The sequence below is a fragment of the Amycolatopsis tucumanensis genome, assembly GCF_021654135.1.
Lineage (GTDB): Bacteria > Actinomycetota > Actinomycetes > Mycobacteriales > Pseudonocardiaceae > Amycolatopsis_E > Amycolatopsis_E tucumanensis.
This window is the reverse complement of the sequence record NZ_JAKGSD010000074.1, coordinates 1-25,574: the sequence shown is the minus strand read 5'-3', so window position 1 is coordinate 25,574 and position 25,574 is coordinate 1. Positions and strand designations below refer to the sequence as shown.

At 68.6% G+C, this 25,574-nt stretch carries 35 protein-coding genes and 2 pseudogenes; 21 read left to right on the top strand and 16 right to left on the bottom strand.

Annotated elements, in window-relative coordinates; all coding sequences use genetic code 11:
• Window positions 1-2: 2 nt before the first annotated feature.
• Window positions 3-1,274: pseudogene (locus L2C96_RS40280) on the top strand (NUDIX domain-containing protein); the annotation flags it as partial.
• A gap of 106 nt (window positions 1,275-1,380) precedes the next feature.
• Here L2C96_RS40280 and L2C96_RS45275 read toward each other — a convergent pair.
• The 8 genes from L2C96_RS45275 to L2C96_RS40240 all read right to left on the bottom strand — a co-directional run bounded on the left by L2C96_RS45275 (window position 1,381) and on the right by L2C96_RS40240 (window position 5,782).
• Window positions 1,381-2,940 carry an ABC transporter permease gene (locus tag L2C96_RS45275; protein ID WP_308191235.1) on the bottom strand — a complete coding sequence of 520 codons (1,560 nt, stop codon included), beginning with the start codon at window positions 2,938-2,940 and terminating at the stop codon, window positions 1,381-1,383.
• Window positions 2,937-3,608, bottom strand: a complete 672-nt coding sequence (locus tag L2C96_RS40270) for an ATP-binding cassette domain-containing protein (RefSeq protein WP_237339837.1) — start codon at window positions 3,606-3,608, stop codon at window positions 2,937-2,939. Before L2C96_RS40270 ends, L2C96_RS45275 begins: the two co-directional genes overlap by 4 nt.
• Complete coding sequence (locus L2C96_RS40265) at window positions 3,605-3,979, bottom strand: metal-sensitive transcriptional regulator (RefSeq protein ID WP_237339836.1); 375 nt, start codon at window positions 3,977-3,979, stop codon at window positions 3,605-3,607. Before L2C96_RS40265 ends, L2C96_RS40270 begins: the two co-directional genes overlap by 4 nt.
• A 31-nt stretch (window positions 3,980-4,010) precedes the next feature.
• Window positions 4,011-4,241 (bottom strand): hypothetical protein, encoded by a 231-nt coding sequence (locus L2C96_RS40260; RefSeq protein WP_237339835.1) that lies wholly within the window; start codon window positions 4,239-4,241, stop codon window positions 4,011-4,013.
• A gap of 30 nt (window positions 4,242-4,271) precedes the next feature.
• On the bottom strand, window positions 4,272-4,592 hold the full coding sequence (locus L2C96_RS40255; protein WP_237339834.1) for a hypothetical protein: 321 nt from the start codon (window positions 4,590-4,592) through the stop codon (window positions 4,272-4,274).
• A gap of 76 nt (window positions 4,593-4,668) precedes the next feature.
• Window positions 4,669-5,106, bottom strand: a complete 438-nt coding sequence (locus L2C96_RS40250) for a hypothetical protein (protein ID WP_237339833.1) — start codon at window positions 5,104-5,106, stop codon at window positions 4,669-4,671.
• 143 nt (window positions 5,107-5,249) lie between these two features.
• Complete coding sequence (locus tag L2C96_RS40245) at window positions 5,250-5,504, bottom strand: hypothetical protein (RefSeq protein WP_237339832.1); 255 nt, start codon at window positions 5,502-5,504, stop codon at window positions 5,250-5,252.
• Window positions 5,501-5,782: a YgaP-like transmembrane domain gene (locus tag L2C96_RS40240; RefSeq protein WP_237339831.1), complete on the bottom strand. Its 282-nt coding sequence runs from the start codon at window positions 5,780-5,782 to the stop codon at window positions 5,501-5,503. Before L2C96_RS40240 ends, L2C96_RS40245 begins: the two co-directional genes overlap by 4 nt.
• A gap of 233 nt (window positions 5,783-6,015) precedes the next feature.
• Here L2C96_RS40240 and L2C96_RS40235 point away from each other — a divergent pair, with 233 nt between their 5' ends.
• Genes L2C96_RS40235 through L2C96_RS40210 form a run of 6 tightly spaced genes read left to right on the top strand, consistent with a single transcriptional unit; the run spans window position 6,016 to window position 9,656 of the window.
• Window positions 6,016-6,789, top strand: coding sequence for a PspA/IM30 family protein (locus tag L2C96_RS40235; RefSeq protein ID WP_237339830.1), 774 nt, complete (start codon window positions 6,016-6,018; stop codon window positions 6,787-6,789).
• Window positions 6,786-7,064 carry a PspA-associated protein PspAA gene (gene pspAA / locus L2C96_RS40230; protein ID WP_237339829.1) on the top strand — a complete coding sequence of 93 codons (279 nt, stop codon included), beginning with the start codon at window positions 6,786-6,788 and terminating at the stop codon, window positions 7,062-7,064. Before L2C96_RS40235 ends, pspAA begins: the two co-directional genes overlap by 4 nt.
• Window positions 7,065-7,069: 5 nt before the next feature.
• On the top strand, window positions 7,070-7,978 hold the full coding sequence (gene htpX, locus L2C96_RS40225) for a zinc metalloprotease HtpX (protein ID WP_237339828.1): 909 nt from the start codon (window positions 7,070-7,072) through the stop codon (window positions 7,976-7,978).
• Between the two features lie 4 nt (window positions 7,979-7,982).
• Entirely contained in the window at window positions 7,983-8,561 is a 579-nt protein-coding gene (gene pspAB / locus L2C96_RS40220; RefSeq protein ID WP_237339827.1) for a PspA-associated protein PspAB, read from the top strand.
• Window positions 8,562-8,588: 27 nt separating this feature from the next.
• On the top strand, window positions 8,589-8,987 hold the full coding sequence (locus tag L2C96_RS40215; protein WP_237339826.1) for a hypothetical protein: 399 nt from the start codon (window positions 8,589-8,591) through the stop codon (window positions 8,985-8,987).
• 42 nt (window positions 8,988-9,029) lie between these two features.
• On the top strand, window positions 9,030-9,656 hold the full coding sequence (locus L2C96_RS40210) for a DedA family protein (RefSeq protein ID WP_237339825.1): 627 nt from the start codon (window positions 9,030-9,032) through the stop codon (window positions 9,654-9,656).
• Window positions 9,657-9,676: 20 nt separating this feature from the next.
• On the opposite strand, the gene L2C96_RS44890 is transcribed toward L2C96_RS40210, so the two are convergent.
• From L2C96_RS44890 to L2C96_RS40200, 4 genes are all read right to left on the bottom strand, one after another.
• Entirely contained in the window at window positions 9,677-9,811 is a 135-nt protein-coding gene (locus L2C96_RS44890) for a hypothetical protein (RefSeq protein WP_272883933.1), read from the bottom strand.
• Window positions 9,812-9,922: 111 nt separating this feature from the next.
• Window positions 9,923-10,054, bottom strand: a complete 132-nt coding sequence (locus tag L2C96_RS44885; protein WP_272883932.1) for a hypothetical protein — start codon at window positions 10,052-10,054, stop codon at window positions 9,923-9,925.
• Between the two features lie 51 nt (window positions 10,055-10,105).
• A complete protein-coding gene (locus L2C96_RS40205; RefSeq protein ID WP_237339824.1) occupies window positions 10,106-10,660 on the bottom strand; it encodes an NsdA family TPR-like regulatory protein in 555 nt (184 codons plus the stop codon).
• Between the two features lie 298 nt (window positions 10,661-10,958).
• A complete protein-coding gene (locus L2C96_RS40200; RefSeq protein ID WP_237339823.1) occupies window positions 10,959-11,690 on the bottom strand; it encodes a class I SAM-dependent methyltransferase in 732 nt (243 codons plus the stop codon).
• Window positions 11,691-11,914: 224 nt separating this feature from the next.
• Here L2C96_RS40200 and L2C96_RS40195 point away from each other — a divergent pair, with 224 nt between their 5' ends.
• The 6 genes from L2C96_RS40195 to L2C96_RS40170 all read left to right on the top strand — a co-directional run bounded on the left by L2C96_RS40195 (window position 11,915) and on the right by L2C96_RS40170 (window position 17,643).
• A complete protein-coding gene (locus L2C96_RS40195) occupies window positions 11,915-12,310 on the top strand; it encodes a hypothetical protein (RefSeq protein WP_237339822.1) in 396 nt (131 codons plus the stop codon).
• 66 nt (window positions 12,311-12,376) lie between these two features.
• Window positions 12,377-13,027: a DUF305 domain-containing protein gene (locus L2C96_RS40190; RefSeq protein ID WP_237339821.1), complete on the top strand. Its 651-nt coding sequence runs from the start codon at window positions 12,377-12,379 to the stop codon at window positions 13,025-13,027.
• Between the two features lie 718 nt (window positions 13,028-13,745).
• Window positions 13,746-14,849 carry a PLP-dependent cysteine synthase family protein gene (locus L2C96_RS40185; RefSeq protein ID WP_237339846.1) on the top strand — a complete coding sequence of 368 codons (1,104 nt, stop codon included), beginning with the start codon at window positions 13,746-13,748 and terminating at the stop codon, window positions 14,847-14,849.
• On the top strand, window positions 14,849-16,090 hold the full coding sequence (locus L2C96_RS40180) for an MFS transporter (protein ID WP_237339820.1): 1,242 nt from the start codon (window positions 14,849-14,851) through the stop codon (window positions 16,088-16,090). The genes L2C96_RS40185 and L2C96_RS40180 overlap by 1 nt, the downstream gene beginning before the upstream one ends.
• Before the next feature lie 234 nt (window positions 16,091-16,324).
• On the top strand, window positions 16,325-16,687 hold the full coding sequence (locus tag L2C96_RS40175) for a BlaI/MecI/CopY family transcriptional regulator (protein WP_237339819.1): 363 nt from the start codon (window positions 16,325-16,327) through the stop codon (window positions 16,685-16,687).
• Window positions 16,684-17,643 carry a M56 family metallopeptidase gene (locus L2C96_RS40170; RefSeq protein ID WP_237339818.1) on the top strand — a complete coding sequence of 320 codons (960 nt, stop codon included), beginning with the start codon at window positions 16,684-16,686 and terminating at the stop codon, window positions 17,641-17,643. The genes L2C96_RS40175 and L2C96_RS40170 overlap by 4 nt, the downstream gene beginning before the upstream one ends.
• Window positions 17,644-17,649: 6 nt before the next feature.
• Here L2C96_RS40170 and L2C96_RS40165 read toward each other — a convergent pair whose 3' ends face one another.
• On the bottom strand, window positions 17,650-17,856 hold the full coding sequence (locus tag L2C96_RS40165) for a hypothetical protein (RefSeq protein WP_237339817.1): 207 nt from the start codon (window positions 17,854-17,856) through the stop codon (window positions 17,650-17,652).
• A gap of 110 nt (window positions 17,857-17,966) precedes the next feature.
• Between L2C96_RS40165 and L2C96_RS40160 the strand changes: the two genes are divergently transcribed.
• Both L2C96_RS40160 and L2C96_RS40155 read left to right on the top strand, forming a co-directional pair.
• Window positions 17,967-18,173, top strand: a complete 207-nt coding sequence (locus tag L2C96_RS40160; RefSeq protein WP_237339816.1) for a heavy-metal-associated domain-containing protein — start codon at window positions 17,967-17,969, stop codon at window positions 18,171-18,173.
• A 254-nt stretch (window positions 18,174-18,427) separates the two neighbouring features.
• Entirely contained in the window at window positions 18,428-18,790 is a 363-nt protein-coding gene (locus L2C96_RS40155) for an STAS domain-containing protein (RefSeq protein ID WP_237339815.1), read from the top strand.
• 28 nt (window positions 18,791-18,818) lie between these two features.
• On the opposite strand, the gene L2C96_RS40150 is transcribed toward L2C96_RS40155, so the two are convergent.
• On the bottom strand, window positions 18,819-19,352 hold the full coding sequence (locus L2C96_RS40150) for a carboxymuconolactone decarboxylase family protein (protein ID WP_237339814.1): 534 nt from the start codon (window positions 19,350-19,352) through the stop codon (window positions 18,819-18,821).
• A gap of 48 nt (window positions 19,353-19,400) precedes the next feature.
• Window positions 19,401-19,715 carry a cupredoxin domain-containing protein gene (locus L2C96_RS40145; protein ID WP_237339813.1) on the bottom strand — a complete coding sequence of 105 codons (315 nt, stop codon included), beginning with the start codon at window positions 19,713-19,715 and terminating at the stop codon, window positions 19,401-19,403.
• Between the two features lie 262 nt (window positions 19,716-19,977).
• On the opposite strand from L2C96_RS40145, the gene L2C96_RS40140 reads away from it, so the two are divergent.
• From L2C96_RS40140 to L2C96_RS40115, 6 genes are all read left to right on the top strand, one after another.
• Entirely contained in the window at window positions 19,978-20,295 is a 318-nt protein-coding gene (locus tag L2C96_RS40140) for a hypothetical protein (RefSeq protein WP_237339812.1), read from the top strand.
• 149 nt (window positions 20,296-20,444) lie between these two features.
• Window positions 20,445-21,131 carry a M23 family metallopeptidase gene (locus tag L2C96_RS40135; RefSeq protein ID WP_308191233.1) on the top strand — a complete coding sequence of 229 codons (687 nt, stop codon included), beginning with the start codon at window positions 20,445-20,447 and terminating at the stop codon, window positions 21,129-21,131.
• Window positions 21,132-21,855: 724 nt separating this feature from the next.
• A complete protein-coding gene (locus tag L2C96_RS40130) occupies window positions 21,856-22,692 on the top strand; it encodes an ABC transporter substrate-binding protein (protein WP_237339811.1) in 837 nt (278 codons plus the stop codon).
• Between the two features lie 32 nt (window positions 22,693-22,724).
• Window positions 22,725-23,369 (top strand): amino acid ABC transporter permease, encoded by a 645-nt coding sequence (locus L2C96_RS40125; RefSeq protein ID WP_237339810.1) that lies wholly within the window; start codon window positions 22,725-22,727, stop codon window positions 23,367-23,369.
• A 2-nt stretch (window positions 23,370-23,371) separates the two neighbouring features.
• The gene (locus L2C96_RS40120; protein WP_237339809.1) at window positions 23,372-24,181 is read left to right on the top strand and encodes an amino acid ABC transporter ATP-binding protein; all 810 of its coding nucleotides are present in this window, start codon (window positions 23,372-23,374) and stop codon (window positions 24,179-24,181) included.
• A complete protein-coding gene (locus L2C96_RS40115; RefSeq protein WP_237339808.1) occupies window positions 24,178-25,377 on the top strand; it encodes an aminotransferase class V-fold PLP-dependent enzyme in 1,200 nt (399 codons plus the stop codon). The genes L2C96_RS40120 and L2C96_RS40115 overlap by 4 nt, the downstream gene beginning before the upstream one ends.
• On the opposite strand, the pseudogene L2C96_RS40110 reads toward L2C96_RS40115, so the two are convergent.
• Window positions 25,366-25,574, bottom strand: a pseudogene (locus tag L2C96_RS40110) (cytochrome ubiquinol oxidase subunit I); the annotation flags it as partial. The gene L2C96_RS40115 and the pseudogene L2C96_RS40110 overlap by 12 nt on opposite strands.

Below are 25,574 nucleotides of genomic sequence, written 5' to 3'. Positions count from 1 at the left end.
CGATGCCGCCCACCGCACCCCCGTGGCGGCTGGCCAACAGGCTGGACGAAACCCGGCGGATCCGCTTGGCCGGCGAATGGGCCGCGCAGTTCCGCTTCGTCTTCGACTACAGCCTGGCCGACACGCTCGCTGGCCTGGTCACCGCCGACACCCTCGTGGCCACCTGCCACCCCAACCGGACCCTCGCCGAGTTCGACCTGCCCCGCGACGAGCAGCAACGCACCATCCCCGTGCGCCCCACTGACGTCAAGCGGCAGCGTCGCGAGATCGACCGGCTGGTCACTCGCGCCACCGCCGGCGGAGCATCCATCGTCGTGTTGCCGGAGCTGTGCGTCACCGAGGATGTGGCCGAGCACCTGCGGGGCTGGGTGCAGCGACCGGATGGGCCCCGGCTGCTGGTGGCCGGCAGCTACCACCACGAGGACGGCCCCGGGGACAGCCCGCGCCGTCGCCGCAACACCGCACTCGCGTGGGTGCGCGGCTGCGACCGGCCACTCACCCACGACAAGCATTCCCCCGCGGACCGCCCAGTGACCGAGGACATCCAGCCGCAAGGCTGGCCGGAACTACGCGTGTACGTCACGACCGACGGGTGGCACGTGGTGATCGCGATCTGCCGGGACCTGCTCAACCCGCACGCGGTGCACGCCCTCACCGAAGCCGGAGCGAACCTGGTCCTCGTACCGGCGATGAGCGAAACCCTCGTACCCTTCGGCGGGCCCGCCGCGCACCTCGTCGGCTCCTGCCAGGCATTCGTCGCCGTGGCCTACAACCCGGCCGACTGGGCCGAGGCCGGCGACCCGGTCACCCGCAGCCCGGCCAGGGCCCTGTTCGGGCATCCCGGATTCGGCCAGCAGACCCGCTTCGTCCACACCCCCGACACCGACCCCGGCGTCGCACTCCTGACCGTGCGCTCCGGCCAGCTCAACTGGCTCACCTCAGCCAACCCCGACGAGCACACCCCGCGTCAGCGGCCAGCGCACCCCACCTGGGTCGAGCAGCTGGCACGCCACATCCGTCCCCCACAGGGCAGGCTGCCCAAGCAGGTCGTCCTGCGGCCCGCCGCAGTCCTCGCGCTGCTCACCGGGTCCTCCGCGGGCCCCTGCGTCCTGCTCACCGAACGCGCCGCCGACCTCGCGCACTACCCGGGGCAGCTCGTCTTCCCTGGGGGCGGGGTGGAACCACACGACGACGGCTCCGTCGCCGCGGCGCTGCGCGAAGCTACCGAAGAAGTCGGGCTCGATCCGGCAACCGTGGAGATCATCGGAGCGCTGCCCCCGCTTGCCCTCCCCGAGTCGGGGTTTCTCGTGACCCCGGTCGTGGCCTGGTCCGCCCGGCCCGGTTTCCTGGCATCGGCTAACTTCGCCGAGGTCGCGACCGTCATGCACCTCCCGCTGGCCGAGGCCGGCGCCATGCCGCCACGCCCCGACCTTCCGCCGCTGGGCCGGATGACCGCCACCGTGATCGACCTGCTGTCGGCGTGTCTTGGCGCAACAACACAGCAGCAAGTACCGCGAGACCGGCGAGCCAGGCCACTGCGATGAGCAGTGATCCCGTCTCGTCGAAGCTGCCGGTAAGGCCGGCGTCGAGCAGGACGCGGCTGGTGCCGTAGCCGGGCAGCGCGTGCGCCCACCCCGCCGGTTCGGGACGCAGCATGGGGCTTTGCGCGATGCCCAGATCAAGGAAGGGCACGAGGAAGGCGATCAGCACACCGGCGACTCGGCCGAACACCGGAGCGAGGATCGCGCCGACCAGGGCGTAGGTCAGGCCCAGCAGCACGCTCGCGGCCACGAAGACGAACCATTGCCGTACGTCGAACACGGTCGCGGTAACCGCCAGCGCGGCGGCGGTGATCACACCGACCGCCACCGCGATCACGCCGAGGCGCGTCGCGAGCAGGGCAGCGTAGCGGAATCCGGCCAGCGACAGGCGCCGGTCGCCCGCCCGCGAGTCGAGCACGATGAACAGTCCGGCCAACGTGGACAGCGCACCGGTCGCGATCGGGGTCATCGTCCCGGCATGCACGTCGGGCAGCCAGAACGTGAAGTCCTGCCGACGCCCACCCTCCACAAGGGACAGTACGGTCGGACGCTGGGGAGTGATCGCCTTGGCCAGCAGGATAAACACGACCGGAACGACGATCAGCAACGCCCACAGCACCGGGTTGCGCCGGTAGTCGACCAGGCCCATCCGCAACCCGGTCAGCACCTGGCCGGGCTTTCGGCCCGCGGGCCGGGACACCCGGCTGCTGGCCATGAGCACTGTCCAGGCCAGCGCGGCGGCTGCCACCAGCCAGATCAGCGCCCAGCCCAGGTCTCCGGGGCGGCCGCCGTGGCGGGAGGGCAGGTCGACCATCCACAGCGTGACGAAATGCGTGGGCAGCCACCGTGTCGCGACCCGGTCCGGCGAGCCGAACGCCGGGCCGAAGAACACGTCGAGAATCCACACGAACAGGATCACGACGGTGCCATTGACCGGGTTGCGCACCCGCGCGCCGGTCAACGCGCCGATCGCGAGGTAGATCACCGCGAACATGCCGGTCCCGGCGATCACCCGTCCTGGGGTTTCGATTCCGGTGCGGATCTCCAGGGCCAGCAACGACACCGCCGACACCAGAACCGCCAGCGCGAACCCGGTCGCCACCCGCGCGCCGACCAGCCGGGCCGGCCGTAGCCCAGCCAGCACCAGCCGTCGATCCGCGGCCCGCGCGGCGCGGGTCTGGAAATACATGGCGATCGCGGCCAGGAACCCGGCAGCCCACCCGGCGGTGGCGGTCTGCACCGCCGGCGCGGTCCCGCCGCCGAGTACCCGCGCGGCGTCGGCGATCGAGCCGGCCGCCGCCAGCACGAACACGACCGGCACGAGCACCAGCACGATCAGGTTGACTGGATTGCGTGCGTAGTCGGCGATGAATCGCCGCACGAAGGGCAGGGCGGTCATCGCGGCACCGCTTTGCCGGCGCGCAGATCGAGGAGACGATCGAAGCGCTGTTCGTCCGCGACGAAGTGACTGATGATCAGCACCGAGCGTCCGGCTTCCCGGCGCTGGGCCACCAGCTGCCAGAACTTGAGGTAGGTGTCCCAGTCGAACCCCGCATACGGCTCATCCAGCAGCAGCACATCCGGGTCGGGCAGCAGCGCCAGTCCCAGGTTCAGTTTGGCGAGTGTCCCGCCGGAGAGCTGATCGGCGCGGGTGCTCGCGTAGCGCTCGAACCCCAAGGCCGCGTACAGCTCGCGGCGAGAGCGCCGTTCCGCCTCCTGGCTCATGCCGTACGCGCGGGCGAACAGCTCGACATGCTCGTCGCAGGTCAACCGCTCGTACACCACCGGTTCCTGCGGGCAATACCCCATCCGCCCGGACCGGGTGATGGTGCCGGCGTCGGCGGGCAACGCCCCGACCAGGATCTTCATCACGGTGGACTTACCCGACCCGTTCTCGCCCACCAGGCCGACCACCTCGCCCGGCCACAGCGCGAGATCCACCCCGCGCAGCACCTGCTGCCGGCGGCCGGGCCACATCCCGTGACGGTAGGACTTCTCGATGCCCTCCGCCGCCAGCACCGGTACCGTACGCACCTGGCCGGGCGCGGCCACCGTCGAGGCATTCATGGCGCGTCCCGGTGATCTGTTGTGGTGCCCGTCGACATCCGTGCCGATGGTGCATGCCCTGGGGTGCGGGTCGCCAGGGTCGCCAGGGCCGTGAGCTCGCCGGCGACCTCCGCCGGGGATGCGGTGGCGGCCGCCACCGCATCCAGCAGGGTCCGGGTGTGCAGGGCCAGCAGTTGCAGGCCGAGCGCACGGAGCGCGCCCTGCGCGGCCGCCAGCTGGACCAGTACCTCGGCGCAGGGGCGTCCGTCGGCGATCATCCGCTCGAGTCCGAGTACCTGGCCGCTGATCCGGTGCAGCCGCTGCCGCAGGAGCCCGACCTCCTCGCCGCCGCAGGACTCACCGGTGGTGGGGCGCTCTGCGAGCACTGGCATCTGGTCCATCTCTCCTCCAACCCTGCTGTGCTCAGACGGGGCAGGACATGCCGTCCCAGCCGGCGGCGCCGTGGTGCATGCCCGGGTTGTGGTCACCGGTGAAGCCGTGCTGCTGCGCGCACTGGCGCACGTGCTGACCGAACTGGTTCGCCTCCGGTGCCGCGGCCGCCCAGGCCGGCGCACTCAGCACCGGTACAGCCAGGACGGCTCCGATTATCACGAATCTGGCTATCCGACGAGACATCATCGACTCCTTGTCCATCGGGTTGATCGGGCTCTGCTCCGGTGATCGTCATGGCGCGGTCCAGCTGCTGGTGACGTCCTGAGAAAGCCCGGTGAGGCGCAGTTCGACACCGGCGCCCGCCGGAACGGGATCGGGGAAGCGGAGGGTGCCCTCGCGGTGGTGGCCGCCGGGTCCCGCACCGTCCCAGGTCGCGCCCGCCACCGGCTGGCCGTTGACGCGCAGCTGGGCGGTGGCAGCTGGGTCGAGATCCAGCGATCCGCTGTGGGTGTCGAACTGCATGCGGAAGGTGGCGCCCGAGCGGTCCAGTGCCAGCGCGGTCATGCGGACCTCGACCGAGCCCGCCTGGACCGTGCGCGTGCCCAGACCCACCAGGCGATGGCTCCGACGATCAGCAGTCCGGTCAGCACGAGCAGGACGGTCCTGCGCCTGTGTGTTGTCACGTTAGTCATGCCTTCACCTCCGCGGGCATGCGGCGCAACCGCCTCGCGGCGACCAAAACCCCGAACAGATTGATCGCGATGCCGATCGCCATGATTGGGATCCGGTAGTCGGTCAGGAATACCGCCGCGCCCGAGATTCCGATGATCGGGGCGAGGTCCGCGACGTAGTGGGCGCAGCAGGCGACCATGCCGATCGCCGAGGCGCCCACCCCGGTCCCGGCCGCGGCCTTCATGCCACTATGCAGCCGCCGGCGGCGGCGCAGTTCTTCGAACAGCGCGATCTGGGTGCCGAACCCGGCCAGGATCGCCAGCAGCCATGGCCAGTCGCTCGCGGCCTGCTGCCCCAGATGCGCCAACCCGCCGACACCACCGACAACGAGGGCGTAAAACAGGCCGAGGGCGGCAGCCCCGATCAGGCCCGCACGGACACTCCGGGCGTTCATCGGCCTGACCCTGTCGGGCGCCGCCGGCGATGATCAAGGCCCAGAACAACACCGTGCCCACCGTCATGAGCGCGTATCCCCACCCACTCATGTCGTTGCCTTACCAGAACATCATCGTGAACTCCCTTGTCTTTCAAGCGTTTTCAGCGGTTTTCACCGTGGCCCATGCCACGCATCATCAGGGCCATCATCACCGTGCAGATGGCGGCGAACACGAGCCAGCCGGCACTGATGACGCCGGTGGCGACCAGGACGATGGCGATCGCCAGCATCGGGATGCAGCAGGCGATCATCATCAAGCCGTGCCCCTTGTGCCCGCCGTGGCCCTGGGGGCTGGTGGACCCGCGCTGCCCGGTGGGATCATGTGTGTGCCGCTGGTGGTCGTGCGGCTGTGTCATCGTGGCCTCCGCAACGACCGGGGCACGTAGCCGAGCTTCCGATACAGCGGGCAGTGCCCGAGCGCGCCCGTGACCAGCAGGTCGAGACCGGCCAGGACGAGGAGCACCTCGAGTACCACCGCGAGTACGGAGCCCGCCACCGCCAGTAGGAGGGCGCCGGCGACGATCGCGACGATCCCGATCAGTACGCGGCCCCATCGCTCGACGGGGGTGATGTTCACTCTCTGCCAGGTCGACCGCCCACCGGCGTGCGACACCGGCACCTTGTGTTGCGTCATGGCCTCTCCTTTTCTCCGGATACCGCCACCGTGCCGCACCCGGCGGCGGGCGGCGACAGACCAACGTCATCACTGGCGGGGCACAAGGTCCTATCCCAGGTAGTAGCGACGGCATGCCAGGACCTACGGCCCTCGATAGCAGTTCCTTTGGCCCTGCTGCTCCCGGTCACGCCGGGACGAGGCTCGGAGGAGTCGGTAACCCCGTTGCCATTCAGGAAAGGAGTGTGCGAGAAGTGAGTATCACCAAACGCCTGGCGCTACTGTTCCGCGTCAAGGCCAACAAGGCGCTCGATCGCGCGGAGGATCCACGCGAGGTGCTCGACTATTCCTACCAGCGCCAGACCGAGATGCTGGCCCAGGTGCGGCGCGGCCTGGCCGACGTGGCGACCAGCCGCAAACGGCTGGAATTGCAGGCCCGCCAGCTCCAGCAGGCCGCCGGCCGCCTGCAGAACCAAGCCACCCAGGCTGTGCAGCAGGGCCAGGAGGACCTCGCGCGGGAGGCGTTGACCCGGCGTGCCGCGGCGCTGTCGCAGATCCAGGAGTTGCAGCCCCAGCACGACGCGCTGCAGGCGGAAGAGGACAAGCTCAGCGTGGCTCAGCAGCGGTTGCAGGCCAAGGTGGAGGCCTTCCGCACCCGTAAGGAGACCATCAAGGCCACCTACACCGCGGCCGAGGCTCAGACCAAGATCAGCGAAGCCGTCTCCGGGATCTCCGAGGAGATGGGCGATGTCGGCGTGGCGATGCAGCGCGCAGAGGACAAGACCGCCCAGATGCAGTCCCGGGCCCAAGCGCTGGACGAGTTGATGGCCTCCGGCGCGCTCGAGGATGCCTCCGCGCCGATCGTCCCGCGCGACGGCATCCAGGCCGCACTGGATTCCGCCACCGGCTCCGGCACCGACATCGACCGCGAACTCGCCCAGCTCAAGGCAGCGGTCGCACCGGCCCAGCTCGAAGCGGCTGACGACGCGACCACCACGCCCGAGCCGAGGACGGAGGCTCAGCGATGATCATCCGCATTCTCGGGCAAGGCCAATACGACGTAGCCGACACCCGAATCGACGAACTCAACACCCTCGACACCCGGCTGCAGACCGCGGTGGATGCCGGCGACACCGAGGCGTTCACCGCGGCGCTGCAGGCACTGGTCGGCACCGTGCGCGGACTGGGCGTCCGGCTGCCCGACGACACGCTCGTCGCCTCGGAACTCGTGCTGCCCGGCGAAGACAGTGACCTGGAGCAGGTGCGGGCGCTGTTGACCGACGAGGGCCTGATCCCGGGGTAGGTGCCATGCGTACCCGGTTCCGTCCCGATCACCAGCTCACCACGAGGATGCTGGTCACGATCTTCCTCCTCGGGCTGGTCTACGCGGCCTTCATCGCCGCGCTTGTCGTGCTGATCAAGTCGATCGTTGTGGTCGTGCTCATCGCGGGCGGGCTGCTGTTCGCCCAGTTCTGGTTCTCCGACCGGATCGCCCTCTACGCAATGGGCGCCCACATCGCCACGCCCGAGGAAGAACCCCGGCTGCACGCGATTGTGGACCGGCTGTGCGCCGCCGCGGACATGCCCAAACCGCGGGTGGCGATCGCCGACATGGACCTGCCCAACGCCTTCGCGACCGGACGCAGCACCAACCGCGCCGTGCTGTGCGTGAGCACGGGCCTGATGCGGCGGCTGGAGACCGAGGAACTGCAAGGCGTGCTGGCCCATGAGTTGTCCCACGTCGCCCACCGGGACGTGGTCGTCATGACCGTCGCCTCCTTCCTCGGCGTGCTGGCCGGGCTCATCGCCCGGTTCGCCTTCTACTCCAGCCTGTTCGGCGGGGGCCGTCGGGACGACCGGGACAACACCTTCCTGCTCGTCCTGATGGTGATGGCGGTCTCGGTGGTGGTCTACGCGATCAGCTTCCTGCTCATTCGCGCCCTGTCCCGGTACCGGGAACTCGCTGCGGACCGGGCGGGCGCGATCCTCACCGGCCGCCCCTCCGCCCTGGCCTCGGCGCTGACCAAGGTCAGCGGCGACATCGCCCGGATCCCTACCAGGGACCTGCGCACCGCGCAGGCGTTCAACGCGTTCTTCTTCGCCCCCGCCCTCGGCTCCGGGGTCAGCCTGTCCAGCCTGCTGTCCACCCACCCCACCCTGCAACGCCGGCTGGACCAGCTGGCCACCCTGTCCACCGAGCTGGGCGAGGAGGTGTGAGGCCATGGGGTTCCTCGACGTGCTGCTGGGCCGCACCAAACCGGTACAGCCCAACCTCGACGTGCTCTTCACCGTCCCACCGGCCGCCGACACCCTGCAAGCCGCGCTCGGGTTCGCCCCGACCGGTGTCGGCACGGTCTGCTTCAAACCGGCCGAGGGCTCGGCGTCGGCACAGTCTCAGCGCGACATCCGCGAGCTCCTGGATCTCGACCCCGCCCTGGACGTGTCGGCCAGCCACGACGAGTTCGGCTACACCTGGATCACCTGCCGGCAGTCCACTGTGGATCTCCCGGCGCTGATGACCGGGCTGCACGCGATCAACGCCACCCTCGCCGACGCGGGCTTCGGCCTCACCCTGCTGTGCACCGTGATCGGATTCCGCGGCGACAGCGACGGCCAGCCACGGCACCTGGGCCTGGTGTACCTGTTCAAACGCGGCACCTTCTACCCCTTCGCCCCCACCCGCGACCAACACCGCGACACCGCGCTGGAGATGCAGGTCCGGGCCGAACTCGGCGGCGAGCTGCCGATCGAGGCCGACCTACAGCGCTGGTTCCCGATCTGGAACGCACCCGTGCCCTAAGTAAGTCACGCCGGGAGGTGAGGACCCGTGGCGGAGACCGCCACCCAAGCGGCGAACACCTCGTGGCAAGCGATTGCCATCGGTGTCCTACTCTTCGCGCTTCTCGCCTTCTGGACTATCAGTGCACTCATCGGCGCCCTGCGCCGCTGGAGGCGCGACAAGCGAGACTTACGGGCACCCGCCAGCACGCTCGCGGGGTCCCGCGCATCCTTCGTGGTGCCCTCCTGGCTGACTGACCGCACCGGCACGCTGGCGCGGATGCCGAAATGGCGGCGGCATGACGAGGAGATCCCCAAGACCCTCCTGGACGAGGAGGCGGCCGCGGTTCGTGACCTGCTGGCCGGACGGCTCGACCGGGCGGCATACCGCGAACGGTTGCACGAGCTCGCGAGCCACACCGCGTCGAAGTCGAAACACCGCCAATGAGTCGACCATGACCACGATCGGTGGCTTACCCGGGAGGTACGCATGGCCGATTGGCTGGTCACCACCCTGACGCACCTGGCGTCGCCGTGGGCCTACCTCTTGGTCGGCGTACTGGCCACGGTCGAAGCGGTGTTCGTCGGGCTGGTGCTGCCCGGGGAGTTCGCCCTGCTGCTGGGCGGATTCCTCGCCTTCGCCGGCCACGTATCGCTGGTCATCATGCTCGTGGTGGCGATCGTCGCGGCGATCGCGGGGTACCTGCTGGGCTACGGGCTCGGCCGTCGGCTCGGACCCGCCCTGCGCACCAGCCGGATCGGGCGCCGCATCGGGCCCGCCCGCTGGAAAAGGGTCGACACCACCCTCGCCACCTATGGGGGCCAGGCGCTGCTGGTGGGCGGGTTGATCGGCGTGTTGCGCGCCGTCCTACCCACCGCCGCCGGCATGGCCCGCATGCCCTTCGCCACCTTCCTGATCTACACCGTCGCGGGCGGCGTGCTCTGGGGACCCGGGTTCGTGCTGCTCGGCTACCTCGCCGGACGCTCCTGCCGGCGCGTCGCCGATATCGCCGGCTCCGCGAGCGCGGCACTGCTGATTGTGCTGCTCCTCGTCGTCGTGGTCATCGTGCTCGCCCGCAGAGCCAAAGCACGCCGGCAAGGGCGTGGGCAGCGCTGAGCTCTGCTCGTGCCCAGCCGTCAGTAGGGTTCGGCGTCGCACCGACTGCGCCAGGTCTCGCGGACGCGCATGGTGCCGTCGATCTGCCGCAGACCCGCGAGCCCGGCCACCGCGACCACCACCGTTTCCGCCAGTCCACGATTGGCTGTTCGCACGCGCTCTCTTCAGCTCACAGCCGGCGGCAGCGTTCGTGGCCGGATCTATGTGCTGGGCAGGAGCTGGGCGACGTGTTCGAGGCGGACGCTCAAGCGGGTGGATTTGACTCCCTAGCCGGTCTTGTGCGCTGTGTGGAGTGCGGCGCGTGCGGCGTCCAGTTCACCGGAGCGGGCGTAGACTTCGGCGATCCATGTGCGGTAGAGCGCGACCTCACAGGCGTGCTCGGGCGTGTAGGCGTCCACCGTGTCGGAGATGAGCGGTTCGGCGCGGCTCGGTTCGCCCAGCTCGATCAGTCACCGACCGGACATGACGTCGATTTCCTTGCGGTCGAGCCAGTACACCCACTCCGGTTCCGCGTCCCCTGGCGCGCGGGCTTCGTCCGCGTCGCCAACAGCGTCCAGGGCGCGGGGTGCTGTCGGCGTCGCCCGAGCGGGTGCTTGCCCATGCGAGCCGTTCGAGCAGGAGCGCGCGCACAACCGGGGTGGACCCGTTGTCGCCCGTGACGGCGGAGCGGGCGAGTAGAGAGGCATCGGCGGGTCGCCGACGTTGGCCATTTGGTAGCTCATGCTCGATAGCAGTTGTCCGGCGAGAGCGCGATTACCGGCGTCTTGTGCGGCCGACACGCCGGAGAGGTAGACCTGCTCGGCCTCAGTGGACTGCCTGGCGTCGCTGGCGACCCACGGGGCGAGTTGGGCCTGCTCGCCAACCACGGTGAGCGGGCGTCGGCCGGTGTCGTCGCTGTAGCTCGAGTCGTTCACCACACGTTCGGCCTCGGTTAGCTCGTGACGGACGAGCGGGATGAGGTCACCCCCGCCGATCACGTCGTCCAGGTGCCGCAGCTCGATCACGCGCTGTTCCAGCTGGCTGGCCAAGCTGGGGCTGACACGGCGCCCGGCCGCCGTATGACGCCCAACCAGGGTGTCGGCGACCAGCTATTCGTGCGCGACCCGTTTCGGGTGGTCCAGGCGGCCGTACAGGTAGCGACGGAGACGTTCAGGGCGCGCGAGTAGGCAATGACGTGGTCTGCCTTTGACCGTGCGTTTCCCGGTCTCCAACAGGCCGAGTAGGGGCTGCTGTAAAGGGTGCGGGCAGCCATCACCGCGAGACTCACTCTGGCATCGTCGTGGACTTTCCGGAGTCGCGCTCCTAGCACGGTTTGGACAGGAGGAAGTAGGCATAGCGCCTGTCCAGTTCGTTCTCCGGCACGAGCTCGATCGCTTCCGGAACGAGGCCGTTGCGCTCCGCCAGCTGCCAGAACTCGGGAATCCGATAGGTCGTCATCGCGGCGACCCCGGTCTTGTAGGAGCGGCGGCGGGGCCTGCTCCGCCATCGGCCGTCGTCGTATTTGACCTGGATCAGCGCCAGCCCGCCCGGGGCCAGCAGGTCCCGGGCGATCCGCAACAGCCGCTCACCGTATTCGGGAGTCGGGATCAGCTCGAAGACGTAGAACGACAGGAAGACCTCGCAGGGGCCGGCGATCAAGTCGAGCGCCCGCTCCGGACGCTCGACCGGGATCTGAACCGGTTTGAACGGTGTCCCGCAGGCGGCGGCGACCTGGTCGGCGCATTCGGCGAGACTCGCCGGTGCGACGTCCACGCCGATGTACTCGTCGCAGTGCTGGGCGAAGTGGACGGCGTTCGCCCCACCGCCGCAGCCCCACTCGACGACCCGTTTCCACGGACGCTCGAACTGGACCATGCGCGCGCCGCGCTGGAACATGGCGAGGTGGCGGGCCCCGATCTGGTGCCAGAGGTCGTTCCCCTCGAAGACGGGGGCGTCCCGCCAGTGCGAGTCCGCCTTCCAGGTCGCACCGGCAGAGTCCTCCCAGTACTCGGAGGCATCCCGCGCGATGGCGTGCTCGGACTGCCGGAGCCCCAAGGCTGCCAGGCCCCGGTGAACCACATCACGGCCCGCCGAGGCCGCTCGTCTGGCTACAGCGTGAACTCCCGCCATGTCCTTACCTCCGCGTCACAGTCGTGGCGAGCCTACTAGTTGTTCTAGTACTATCGATGCAGCCTCGTACTACGTATCACCCGGAGGTGACCCCGTTTCGAGTGGCAGGTCACGGGGTGGCCACCGGCGAAAGTCGCTAATGTAGGGGCATGACCACGGTGAAGCGCGGCCTGCCCGTCCGGTGGCTGCTGCTTGCCGTGGTGGCGCTGGCGCTGGTGATCATGCACCACACGCCGGCTCAGCATGGATCGGACAGCGGAACGCATGCGGTCGTCGCGGAAACGGCCGTTATGGACGTCGCGTACTCCACCATGATCCATCCGGATTCCGGGGACACCGGTATGGCCGCGATGCTGCACCAATGCCTTGCCGTGTTCGGGCAGGTCGCCTTCTGGGCCTTCCTGCTGCTCGTCGGCATGGTGTTCATCCGCCTGACCGCGGGTAGGCGTCTGGTTGTGCGTTCGCTGGTGGCCGCCGGGCCCGACCCGCCGCGAAGAGGTGACGGTCGGTCCATCCTGAACTCGGTCTGCGTGTTGCGCCTGTGATGGGTTGCCGGCGGTTTCGCGCCAGCAACAGCAGGTGAACAACAAACGCGACTGAAGGAAGAACCAATGAACAAGGCATTTTTGGGTACTGGCATTGCCGTCGTCGCCGCAGGTCTGGTCCTGGCGGGCTGTAGTGGCGGCGGAAACGACCACGCGGGGATGGACATGGGCAGCAGCAGCGCCGCCGCCCCCTCGTCCGCTCCCGCCCAGGCCGCGGCGCACAACGACGCCGATGTGACCTTCGCCCAGGAGATGATCAAGCACCACCAGCAGGCGATCGACATGGCCAAGCTGGTGCCCACCCGCAGCACCAACGACCAGGTGAAGAACCTGGCGAGCCGGATCGAGGCGGCGCAGGATCCCGAGATCCAGCAGATGCAGTCCTGGCTCAGCCAGTGGGGTGCTGCCGCGAGCACCATGCCGTCGATGTCGATGCCGGGCATGTCGATGCCGTCGTCGATGCCCGGTATGGACCACGGGTCCATGCCCGGCATGATGACTGATGCGGACATGCAGAAGCTGGAGCAGGCCAGCGGTGCCGAGTTCGACAAGATGTGGCTGGAGATGATGGTCCAGCACCACCAGGGTGCGGTCGAGATGGCCCGCACCGAGGTGGCGAACGGATCGAACGCTGACGCCAAGGCGCTCGCGCAGCGCATCATCGACGACCAGACCGCCGAGATCAACGAGATGCAGCAACTGCTGACCACCCTCTGATCGCCCTGAACAACCGGATGGGAGGCCGTACAGGCTTCCCATCCGGTTGTCGTCTTGTCCATGTGACCCACACCTGAGGCGTTGTCGCGCTACTGAGTCCTTAGTGGACACATAAGGCGCAGAGAATGCGTTCTGCCGCATGTGGGATATGTCATGACGGCAGGCTACACGATCGGGCGACGGGCACTGTGGACAGTGGCAGGCGCTCGCCAGGATCTGTTAGCGTCGCGACTGTGCGTACCGGCACGGCTACTTGGCGTCGGCCAGCGATTCTCCTGATTCTGTTGGGGTTGCTGGTCGTCGCGGGCGCACATCCGGAGGCCGGGTCCGGCCTCGTCACCGACGACCATGGCTTCGTGGCCGAGCGAAGTGACGTCACCGAAGGGCACGAACACCCCGGTGGCGACCAGCACGAGCACTCGGCCCATCCGACAGCTGCACCGGCCGGACCTCAGGTCCGAGAGGATCCCGGCGCGCAAGCCGATTCGGCGGTCATGTTCGCGGAGCCCGCGAACCTGCCTCGCCATGCGTCCGCCACTGCCGCGAGGCAGCCGGCGCCGCCAGGCCGATCCGGACGTCAACGCCTTCTCGATCTCAGCGTTTCGCGTACCTGAGCAGTGCTGTTCAGCCGCCGGACAGCCCTTGTCCGGGGCGCAGCCTGCTCACACCCGCCTCGCACGAGATCGAAGGTTTGATGAACGTTCTGCCCAAGCAACGAATGCCGTCCGCGCGCCTCCAGGCCTCGGGCGCGTACTGCCACTCGGTGGCCCGGGCCGTCGGGAACACCCCCGTGCTGTGGATCGAAGACCCTGTCGCCGGCTCTGGCCGCGGATTCTGGGCGAAGCTCGAAGGCTTCAATCCCGGCGGGATGAAGGACCGGCCCGCCCTGCACATGGTGAGCAAGGCCCGGGAGCGCGGCGAGCTCGCCGACGGTGCACCGATCGTCGAGTCGACCAGCGGCACCCTCGGGCTCGGCCTCGCCCTGGCTGGGATCGTGTATGACCATCCGGTCACCCTGGTGACCGACCCCGGGATGGAGCCGATCGTCCAGCGCATGCTGGCCGCCTACGGTGCCCGGATCGACCTGGTGACCGAGCCCCACCCAGCAGGCGGGTGGCAGCAGGCCCGCCGCCAACGCGTCGAGCAGCTGCTCGCGGAACAGCGCGGCGCCTGGTGCCCGGACCAGTACAGCAACCCGGACAACGTCGCCGCCTACACGAGCCTGGCCGACGAACTCGCGGCGCAGCTCGGGCGCGTCGACATCCTCGTGTGCTCTGTCGGCACCGGTGGGCACTCCGCCGGGACCTACCGCGCCCTGCAGCGACACTTCCCCCACGTCCGGCTGATCGGCGTCGACACCGTCGGCTCGACGATCTTCGGACAGCCCGCCGCCTCGCGGCTCATGCGGGGCCTCGGCTCGAGCATTCACCCCCGCAACGTCGACTACGACGCCTTCGACGAAGTGCACTGGGTGGCACCACACGAAGCGGTATGGACCTGCCGGCAACTCGCCGCCACGCATCACGCCAGTGGGGGCTGGAGCGTCGGCGCCGTCGCGCTCGTGGCCAGCTGGGTGGCCCGCACCCACGATCCCGACGTGCGCGTGGCCGCTGTCTTCCCGGACGGGCCGCAACGGTACTTCGACACTGTGTACAACGACGACTACTGCGCCCGCCACCGCTTGCTGGACGCTCCGCCCGCGATGGAACCGGACACGATCGCCACCCCGGACGAGCGCGTGGTTCACCGGTGGACGCGCTGCCGGACCGTGATCGACCCGGCCGTAGCGACGGCGGGGAAGGCCGCGGGAGCTTCTCAGTGATGCAACTGGCGCAGCAGTTCCGCTCCTTCGGGCGGCCGAGTCAACTGTTGATGGTCAACCAGTTCACCATCAACCTGGGCTTCTACATGCTGATGCCGTACCTCGCCAGCTACCTGTCCGGTCCGCTCGGGCTGGCCGGCTGGGCGGTGGGTCTGGTGCTCGGCGTCCGCAACTTCTCGCAGCAGGGCATGTTCCTGGTCGGCGGCACGCTGGCCGATCGATTCGGGTACAAACCGCTGATCGTCGCCGGGTGCCTGCTTCGCACGGGCGGGTTCGCCTTGCTCGCGGCGGTCAACTCGCTGCCCAGCCTGATCGTCGCCTCCGCGGCCACCGGCTTCGCCGGTGCCCTGTTCAACCCGGCGGTCCGGGCCTACCTCGCCGCGGACGCGGGGCCCCGGCGTCTGGAGGCCTTCGCCGTCTTCAACGTCTTCTACCAAGGCGGGATTCTGGCCGGTCCGCTCGTGGGCCTGGCGCTGACCACGGTCGACTTCCGGCTGACCTGCCTGGTGGCCGCGGGTGTGTTCGCCCTGCTGACAGTCGTTCAACTCCGCGCGCTACCCGCCCAGGCACAGGCTGAGAGCGGCGAGCGACGCTCCGTACTCAGTGAGTGGCGGAGTGTCGCCGCGAACCGGACGTTCGTGTTGTTCTCGCTGGTCATGATCGGGTCATATGTGCTGTCCTTTCAGACGTACCTCGCGCTGCCGATGGAAGCCAGGAGGGTCGCGGGCTCGGCCACGGCGAGTGACGCGCTCGTCGCCGGGTTGTTCGCGGTGTCCGGAGTCCTGGCCCTCGTGGGGCAGTTGAAGATCACCGGCTGGTTCAAGGCGCGATGGTCGCCGGGGACCTGCCTGGTCATCGGGCTGTCACTGATGGCGCTCGGGTTCGTGGCGCCGCTCGCCGCCGCTCGTGCCGGTTCTGTCGCCGGCGCGGTCGCCCTCGTGATCGCCGCGGCACTGGTCGCGCTGGGCACCGTGGCCGTCTTCCCGTTCGAGATGGACACCGTGGTGAGGCTGTCCGGTGAGCGCCTCGTCGCGACCCACTACGGTTTCTACAACACGATCGTCGGGTTCGGGATCCTGCTGGGGAACCTGTTCACAGGCACGGTGTTCGACCTCGCGCGGACGGCCGGATGGCCGGAACTGCCCTGGCTGGCCCTGGCGCTGCTGGGAGCGGCCTGTGCTCTCGGCCTCCGGCTGCTGGACCGTGACCGGCGGCTCGCGGCGGAGCCGGTGAAGGTCTGACCAGGGAGAAATGGATGCGGGGCGGGAATGAACCGCCCCGCATCCACGGCGTGCCCGCGGGAGGGGGACCGGGGCACGCGGTACGCGCTTCGAGAACGCGATCACCGCGGTTGATACTAGGCAAAGTAGTAGGAAATCGCAACCGCCGTCGTTGGTCCTGGTAACCGGCGGGGCGTGTGAACCGATATCCTGTGGTGAGCTGCTGTCGGGCATGGCGGCGTCGAGGAGGTGGGGATGTTCGGTCTGGGTGACCTCGAATCCGCGGTCATGGACGTGTTGTGGCGAACCGCGGAGCCGATCAAGGTCCGGCAGGTGCTGGAGCAGCTGGACACTCCCCGGCAGCTCGCCTACACGACGGTCATGACCGTGCTCGACAACCTGCACCGCAAGGGCTGGGTCGAGCGTGAGCTGGACGGCAAGGCCTATCTCTACGAGCCGGCCCTCAGTCGCGAGGAAGCGGCGGCTCGCGCGTTGCGCGGCATCCTGGATTCCTCGGGAGACCCGGAGGCAGTGCTGTTGCGCTTCGCGCAGTCGGTGTCGGCTGAGGAAGTCGACGTGTTGCGCAAGGGCCTGCGCCGGAAGGCGCCCCGGCGGTGATCGCCGCCCTGTCCCTCCTGGCCGGCGCGCTCGCGGCGGGCTGGCTATTGCCGCGCCGGCTGGCGGCGTTGGACGTGAGCAGGCGCGATCCGGTCTTGCTGATCGTGTGCTGGCTGTTGTCGATGCTCGGGGTGGCGCTGGCGGCCACCGCGGGGGTCGTCCTCCTCCTGATGCCGACCCACGGTTCGTTCGGACCGCTGCTCGCGGCCGTGAACAGCTGCTGGAACGCCCTGCAGCACGGATCGCCGCCGGCCGCCGAGGAGCTCGGTGGTGCGCTGGGTTCGATCGTGCTGGCGGCCCTCGCCTGCCGGCTGGTCATCGTCGGCGCCCGGGGCATCCGACGGCGGGCTCGGTCCCGCCGGGAGCACCTGGCCGCACTCCGGCTGGCGGGCCGGGCGGACGGCACGGCTCCGACCACGCTGTGGCTGGCGCACGACACTCCCTTGGCCTTCAGCATGAGCGGCCGACGGGCCGTGATCGTCGCCACGGACGGGCTGCGCCGGCATCTGGGCGACGATGCCGTGGCTGCTGTGCTGCTGCACGAGCAGGCTCACCTGAGCGGGCGGCACCACCAGTTGATCGCCCTGGCGGACGCGCTGCGTGCCGCGTTGCCGTTCGTGCCCCTGTTCCGGCAGGCTCCCGATTCTCTCCGCCAACTGGTCGAGGTCGCCGCCGACGTCGTCGCCATCCGGGAGTGCGGGCCGCGGGCCGTGCGTGAGGCGCTGCTCGGTGTCTCCGGTTGCGGCGCCCCCACCGGTGCGCTGGCCATGGCGCGTGACGCAGTGGCCGTGCGGCTGGCGCGTCTGGACGAGGGAGGCAGCCTCCCGTCCAGCGGGCTGCGGCGGTTCATGAGCTGCGGGGCGGCAGGGATCACTGCCGCTGCGTTTCCGTTCCTGACTGGCGCGGTGCTGACCTTGTCGGTCGCTCTGGTCGCCTGCCCGCTCGGCGTGGGCTGAGACCCGTCATTCCTCGCCGGTGAGCGAGATGACGCGAAGGCCGATTCCCGCCACGATCAGGCCGACCAGGACGTACAGCGGCGAATGTCCGTCCGGGAAGTGCCGGAGGCCGGTCTGCTCGACGAGCCAGTTCGCCAGTGCGACGGCGGCACCCAGGACGATGAGCGCGTAGCCGGTCCTTCGTGTCGGGTGCGGTCGCGGCAAGCTCGCCATCGGTCCTCCACAACGTCTACTAAATTTGATAGTAGCCCAGTGTGGTACACCCTACCCCTGAGGGGTATAACGGAAGCAGTCGCATCGTCATCAACGAGGAGGAGAGTTCGATGGCCGAAGCCACCTACACCGTCAAGGGCATGACCTGCAGCCACTGCGTTAGCTCGGTGACCGAGGAGGTCAGCGAGATCGACGGGGTGCAGAGCGTGGACGTCGATCTGGCCTCGGGCAAGGTCACCATCACCAGCGCGGAGCCCGTCCCCGCGGAAAAGGTCGCCGCCGCGGTGACCGAGGCCGGCTACGAGCTCATCGGCTGAGCTGAGCGTCTGGCCTGCAGCGATCGTCTGCGAGGTGGAGCAGTTCCCGCACTCGTCCAGGGTGAAGCCCAGTTTTGAGCGCGCTTCACGAACGGCGTTTATCCACGGTCGTTGCCGGGTAGACCCGGTAGCCCAAACGGTACGTGGCGGCTCGGTGACCAGGCTCGGCGCTCGTGCCTCCGTGCTCGACTGCAGGGCCAAGGCTGCGGGCAGCGTGTGCATCCTGGCCGGGGAGGTCGCCCATGATCCCACCGTTGACGATCACGGCGAGCCGCGCCGGGGTCAACGGTGCTGTTCTGGCCTTGACGGGACACCTCGACCACGCCACCGCGCCGACTCTGTTGAGCAGCCTTCTCGCTCAGGTCGATGCCGGTCGCCATCACGCCGTGCTCGACCTGGCCGAACTGCGATCCTGCGACTCCGCGGGAGCCGACGCCCTCGTCGCGCTGAAACAGCTCGCCGAGAGCGCCGGTGGTCGACTGGTCCTGACCGCCATTCGCGGTTCGGTTCAGCGTGAACTCGAGCGCGCCGGGCTCATCGGCGTGATCAGGACGACCATCACCAGGCGTGATGCCCTCGCCGCCCTGGGCCTCGGTGCCGACGCCTCCGACGCTTGATCGATCGCCCAGGCCTGGGGTTGGCTTCCTAGGAAGCCCGGGCGGTGACGTCCGGTTGCAGGCCGATGACCAGGTTGAAGGTCCCGGTCAGCTGGTTGAGGGCGACGAGCGCCGGGATCTCGGTGATCACGCGATCACTCCACCCGTGCCCACGTAGCCGCTCGATGTCCGCATCGCCGATCGACGACGGTTCGGCGAGAACGGCCAGCGCGAAGGCGATCAGCGCGGTCTCCCTGGCGTCGGTCGACGTCCCCTGGCGAGCCAGGACGATGTCGGTCTCGGAGAGGCCGAGCGACCGGGCCGCATCGACGTGGGCCGCCAGGCAGGTGCCGCAGCCGATCCACTCCTGCAGCGCCAGAGAGATCTTCTCGCTCACCTTCCGCGGCGTGGCGGCACGCTTCATCGCCCGCGAGAAATCCAGATAGCCCTGGAGGGTCGCGGGCGAGTGGGCCATGGTGGACACCATTTCCCCTACGCTCCCGTGGCGGGCGATGATGCCGCCGAGCAGTTCAGCCGACTTCGGCGGCGCGGTGTCGGGAGTCAGGGCGGCGATGCGTCTCATACCGTCAGGATATACGGGTAGGGGGTATATGACAACCGACTCGTCGTCTCAGTAGCCGCCTGCGGTGGGCTGTTGAGGAGAGCTGCCGGCCGTACTGTCGCCACCGACCGTGATCGTGGTTGTCATGCCCTGTTGCCGGTGGTTGCCCACCGGGCAGAGGAGCTCATAGCTGCCAGGTTGCAGCGTTACCGTCAGATCCTCCGACTGCCCTCCGCGGAACGTGGTCGTTCGTTCGTCGAGCCCGCCCGGGCCCACGATTTCGAGCGCGTGAATCGTCTGCCCTTGATTGCGTGCGGTGAACGTGTACGTTCCAGGCGCGAAGGCGCGTTGCGGCACCCCGACCGCGAACTCGGTCAGTGTCACTGTGACGGATGTTCCTGCTGAGGCGCTCGACGGCTGTCCGGCGGAAGTGCTGGCGCTGGTTCCTGGCGTGTTCGTGCCGCCTCCGCTGCAGGCTGCCGCGAGCAAGCCGAGTGCGGCCAGTATCACGGTCGATTCCCCGCGGCGGCACCTGGACCGAAGCGGGTTGGGTGTGGATCGGCAATCCGGCATGGGAGTCACCTCCTGCACGATCCGGCCATCCTACTAGGATTCTTAGTAGAGATAGGCGGTGAGAGGAGTCCGGATGCCGAAGATGTCGAGCGGGGGGCGCAAGCGCCGCCAGCAGCAACGGGCGACGGAGGCGAACCTTCGCCGGGAGGTGAGCAAGTCGAGCAAGGTGGCCTACACGGCGGCATACCGCCGCTGGCTCATCGGCCGAACCTTCGGGTGGGCACTCATGGCTGTCGGCGTGGTCATGGCTGTCGTGCACATCGGAGCTCACCTCGGCAACTTCTCCCTGTTGCCGACCGTCGGGATGCAGGACCTGCTGCTGGGATGGCCCATGGCGGGCTTGTTGTTCATCATCGGGGCGGTGTTCGCCGGACGGCGGCTGCGCACCTGAGCAGCCTCCGGTACCCCTCCTCCTCTCTACTAATCTGCATAGTGATAACGTTCCGGCAACGAACGCCCCCGACCCCGACCGAGAGGCGCATCGTGGCTCGTCATCATGCGCAACGTGTTGTCCGGAACAGCCTGAGAACGAGTGTCCTGTTGGCCGGCTTCGCCGCCGGAGCGGCGGTCGCGGCGGCGCAGGCCGCGCCGAACGGAGGCTCCGCGCCTGCCGACGCGGAAACCCTGGCACCGACTGGCGTAGGTGGCGGAGGGGCCGGCGCCGCCGAGCGTCTCGTTGCCCCGGTTCCCCTGCGCTCGGCTCTTGACGAGGTCGCCCTGCTCGACGACGCCGAGCAGACCCGTCGTGACAAGGCGGCGCAGGCCGCTCGAGACGAGGCGGCCAGGCAAGAGGCGGCGAGACAAGAGGCGGCCCGGCAGGAAGAGCTGCGCAACCGCGTGTACCCGCCGGTGACCGGAGTCATCACGTCGAACTACGGCCCCCGATGGGGGACGACCCATTACGGCCTGGACATCGCCAACAAGATCGGCACCCCGATCCGCGCGCCGATGGCCGGGGTCGTGATCGACGCGGGACCGGCGAGCGGCTTCGGGCTGTGGGTCAAGATCCGCCACGATGACGGAACGATCACGGTCTACGGCCACATCAACAGCTATTCCGTGCGCGAGGGGCAGCGGGTGCAGGGCGGCCAGGTGATCGCCGAGGTGGGCAACCGGGGGATCTCGACCGGACCGCACCTGCACTTCGAAGTGTGGTCGCCGAGTGGCAAGAAAGTGGACCCGCTCGCCTGGCTGCAGGAGCGGGGTGCCGACGTCAGCGGCGGGTGACGGGACACTACCGGCCGAGGCCCGCAACGCGGACGCAGCCGTACAGGTTCACCACCTGTTCTTGTGACCGCCTCTGCCGCCCCGCGCAAAAGGAATCGCCCCTGGAGGCGGTGGTCCGACGACACTGCGGCGGCCAGGGGCCGCCTGGCGCGAAGCGACCGCTGCAGGGACGTGAGGTTCGACGCCTGGCTCGCCAGCAACGATCGCGCTGGCGCCTGCGCGGGGACACCTCGCCGACGGTTGTCCTCTGGCGTTTGCGGCGCATTCCTCGGCCAGTCCGGCCGCTGAGACGATCGCCTTGATCAACGTGCTAGGGCTGCACTCCGGCCGCGGAGTCGCCGCCGCGTCCGAAGTCGAGCGCACGACGTCCATTTAATCCGGGATGCTCCGGATGCTTGACCTCGCCGTGAGCGCCGTTCCGAAGTGCGGCGCCTGGTCTGTACCTCGTCTCGGTTCCAGGCCCTCGCGCGCGATCTGAGCCGACAGCCCGGCGGCTTACTAAGACTATTAGTATTACTTTTCTCTTTCGGGTTCACGTGGTTTCGGGCCGTGGCCTCTTGTTGCGGCTCGGTTACGTCCGGCGCATCCGGGTGATCGTCCGTTGACGCATACCCTATGGGGGCATACAGTTTCACTCACTCGAGTGACGTGCATGTACGCAGCGGCGGTACGAGGTTGTCGATGACACCTCACCGCCACGGTCCCCATGAGTGAGGGAGACGTTATGCGAAGGTCACAGGTCCAGCTGTCCCGGAGAACGATCCTGTCCGCTGTTGCGCTCGCGTCCGCGGGTGGTTTGCTCGGATGTTCGAACCGGGCCTCAGGTGACGTCCTGGAGAACGTGCGCGGTAGCGGCACCCTGCGGGTCGCGCTGACCCAGGCGAATCCACCGTGGAACTTCGTCGGCCCCAACGGTGCGCCTGCTGGATACGACGTCGATGTCGCCCACGAGCTGGCTCGCCGCCTCGGAATCGGGAAGGTCGAGTTCGTGCAGGCCAGCTTCCAGACGTTCATCGAGGGGATCAAGGCAGGCCGATTCGACATGGTGATCTCCGGCCAGACCATCACCGACGAGCGCAAGCAGCAGGTCGACTTCTCCACGCCGTACGAGGTCAACGGGATTTCGATCTTCGTCCCGGCTTCGGACACCACGATCACCTCATTGGCCGATCTGCGCGGCAAGACCGTCGCGGTCTCGGCCGGCACCACCCAGCACAAGTTCGCCACCGACAAGATCCCGGACGTCCGCGTCAAGACCTACGACAACGCCACGCTCGGTCTCACCGATCTGTCCCGGGGCAATGCCGACGCCATGCTGGTTTCCCGCTTCCAGGGAAGCTACTTGGCCAGCCAGAACGGGCTGGCCGTCAAGCCGGCGGGGCCGTTGCTGGAGGCGGAGGTCAACGGCATCTCCTTCCGCAAGGACTCACCCGCGCTGAAACGCGAGGTCGACCGCGCGATCAACGACATGATCGCCGATGGGACGTTGACCCGCATTTCCCGGCAGTGGCTCGGCGGGCTCGACATGGCGTCCGAACTCAAGGCGCTGCCCACCAACTGAGGCCATCGCCCCTGCGCTGTGTGGAGGAAGTCATGGACCTACTGACAAATGCCTTTCCGATGCTGCTGCGCGGATTCGGGGTCACGATCCTGCTCGGCGTGGCCTCGTTCGTCCTGGGGTCGGTCCTCGGTGCTCTGATCGCATTGGCCCGGATCTCCCGCATCCGGGTACTGCGAGCCGTGGCGATCACCTACGTCTCGGTCTTCCGGGGTACGCCGCTGCTGATCCAGATCATGGTGATCTACTTCGGCCTGCCGCAGCTGGGAGTACAGCTGGAACCCATCCCGTCGGCGATCCTGGCGCTGACACTGTTCTCGGCCGCCTACCTGAGCGAGAACTTCCGCGGCGGAATCCTCGGTGTCGACAAAGGACAGTGGGAGGCCGCGTCCTCGATCGGCATGCCGTACGGGCGGACCTTCCGCCGGATCGTGTTCCCGCAGGCGATCCGGATCGCGACACCGGCGGTGGGAGGTCGCTTCATCGCTCTCATGAAAGACACCTCCCTGGCCTCGGCGGTGACGGTGGTGGAGCTGACCCGGGTCGCGGAAAGCGTGGGCAACGCGAGTTTCCGGTACATGGAGGCGTTTCTCCTCGCCGGAGCCATGTACTGGCTGATCAACACCGTCCTGTCCGTCGGGCAGGGCATGCTGGAAAAGCGGTTGGGAAGGGCGTACTGACGATGAGCGAACCGACCATCGAGATCACCGGCGTCCGCAAGAAGTTCGGCGAGGTGGACGTGCTCCGAGGGGTGGATCTGTCCGTGGAACGGGGCGAAGTGGTCGTGCTCATGGGCCCCTCCGGTTCGGGCAAGACGACGCTCGTTCGATGTATGAACCTGTTGGAGGAACCGGACGCGGGCCGGGTGCGGATCTGCGACTGCGCGTTCGACTGCGGTGGACCACGGGATCGGTCCGCCCGCCGGTTGGCGCAGCGCGCACGGCGGCGAACCGGAATGGTGTTCCAGCAGTTCAACCTGTTCCCGCACATGACGGCCCTGGGCAATGTCATCGAGGGCCCGCGCCAGGTCCGCCGGCTGCCTGCGGCCGAGGCGGTCGCACTGGGGGAGCGGTTGCTGGCCCGGGTCGGGCTCGCGGACAAGCGCGACGAATACCCGTCACGACTGTCCGGCGGGCAGAAGCAGCGGGTGGCGATCGCCAGGGCTCTGGCCATGGAGCCGGAGGTGGTGCTGTTCGACGAGCCCACCTCGGCCCTCGACCCGGAACTGCACGCCGAGGTCCTCGACGTCATCCAGGAGCTGGCCGGGGAGGGGATGACGATGGTGATCGTCACCCACGAAACCCACTTCGCGCGTGAGGTCGCCGACCGCATCGTTTTCATGGATGGAGGCGTCATCGTCGAGGAGGCGGCGCCGGACGCCTTCTTCACCCGGCCCGCCCAGGAACGGGCACGCTCATTCCTCCGGCTGGTCGAGCACGCCGCGGCACCGGTGTCGGCTCCCCTGCCGCGGCAGGGTGAGGAGGCGGTATGAGCACACTCGCATTCGACATCGACACGGCCCGGAAGGAGACGCCGGGGTGCGAGACCGTGGTTCACCTCAACAACGCCGGCGCCTCCTTGATGCCGCAACCGGTTCTGGACAGCGTGATCGGTCACCTGCAGCTCGAGGCCCGCATCGGCGGTTACGAGGCGGCCGCTGCGGCCGCGGAGGCCGTGGACGGCGTGTACCACTCGGCCGCGCGCCTGCTCGGCTGTTCAACAGCCGAGATCGCGGTGGTCGACAGCGCCACCCGGGCGTGGGACCTGGCGTTCTACTCGATCCCGTTCCGGCACGGTGACCGCATCCTGACCAGCGAGGCCGAGTACGCCAGCAACTTCATCGCCTACCTGCAGGTGGCCGAGAGGTACGGAGTCCGGATTGACGTCGTGCCCAACGATGAGTCCGGGCAGCTTTCCGTCGCGCACCTGCGCGAGATGATCGACGAACGGGTGCGCCTGGTGTCGCTGACCCACGTTCCCACCAATGGCGGTCTGGTCAACCCGGCCGTCGAAGTGGGGCGGGTGGCGCGCGAGGCCGGGGTCCTGTATTTGCTGGACGCGTGCCAGTCGGCCGGCCAGCTCCCGCTCGATGTGAACGAGATCGGGTGCGACATGCTGTCGCTGACCGGGCGGAAGTACCTGCGCGGACCACGCGGAACGGGCCTGCTCTACGTCCGCGCAGCGCGGCTGTCCGAATTGCGGCCACCGATGCTGGACCTGCACGCCGCGACCTGGGTCAGCCGGACCGGCTACCGGATGCGGGACGACGCCCGCCGGTTCGAGTCCTGGGAGTGCAACTACGCGGCGAAGATCGGCCTGGGAACGGCCATCGACTACGCGCTCGGCTGGGGCATCGACGCGATTCGCGCCCGCGTCACCGGCCTCGCCGAGGATCTTCGGGACCGGCTCTCGGAGCTGCCTGGTGTGCGCGTCCGTGACATCGGGGCTCAACGGTGCGGCATCGTGTCCTGCACCGTCGATGCGCTACCGGCGGATGCGGTGAAGGCGACGATGGCGGAACGCGGGATCAACGTCAGCGTGTCCCGGGCCCCGTCGACCCGGTGGGACATGGAGGCCCGGGGACTGGCGGAAGTGGTCCGTGTCTCGGTGCACTACTACAACACCGTCGACGAAGTCGAGATGTTCTGCCGGGCTCTGGGAGACGCCGTTCTCCGGTCAGGCCGATGAGGAGCCGCTGCTCTCGTCGTCGCCGCGCTTGCCTTCGACGGCATCCGCGAGTTGCTCCGAGGGAGCCGGGGTGGCATGGGGATCCGACAGCGCGCGCCCGGAGAGCGTGATGTGCCCTTCCGCGTGCAGGCGCTCGACGAGATGCGGGTAGTGCAGCTCGAACGCGGGCCGCTCGGACCGGATCCGGGGCAGCTCCA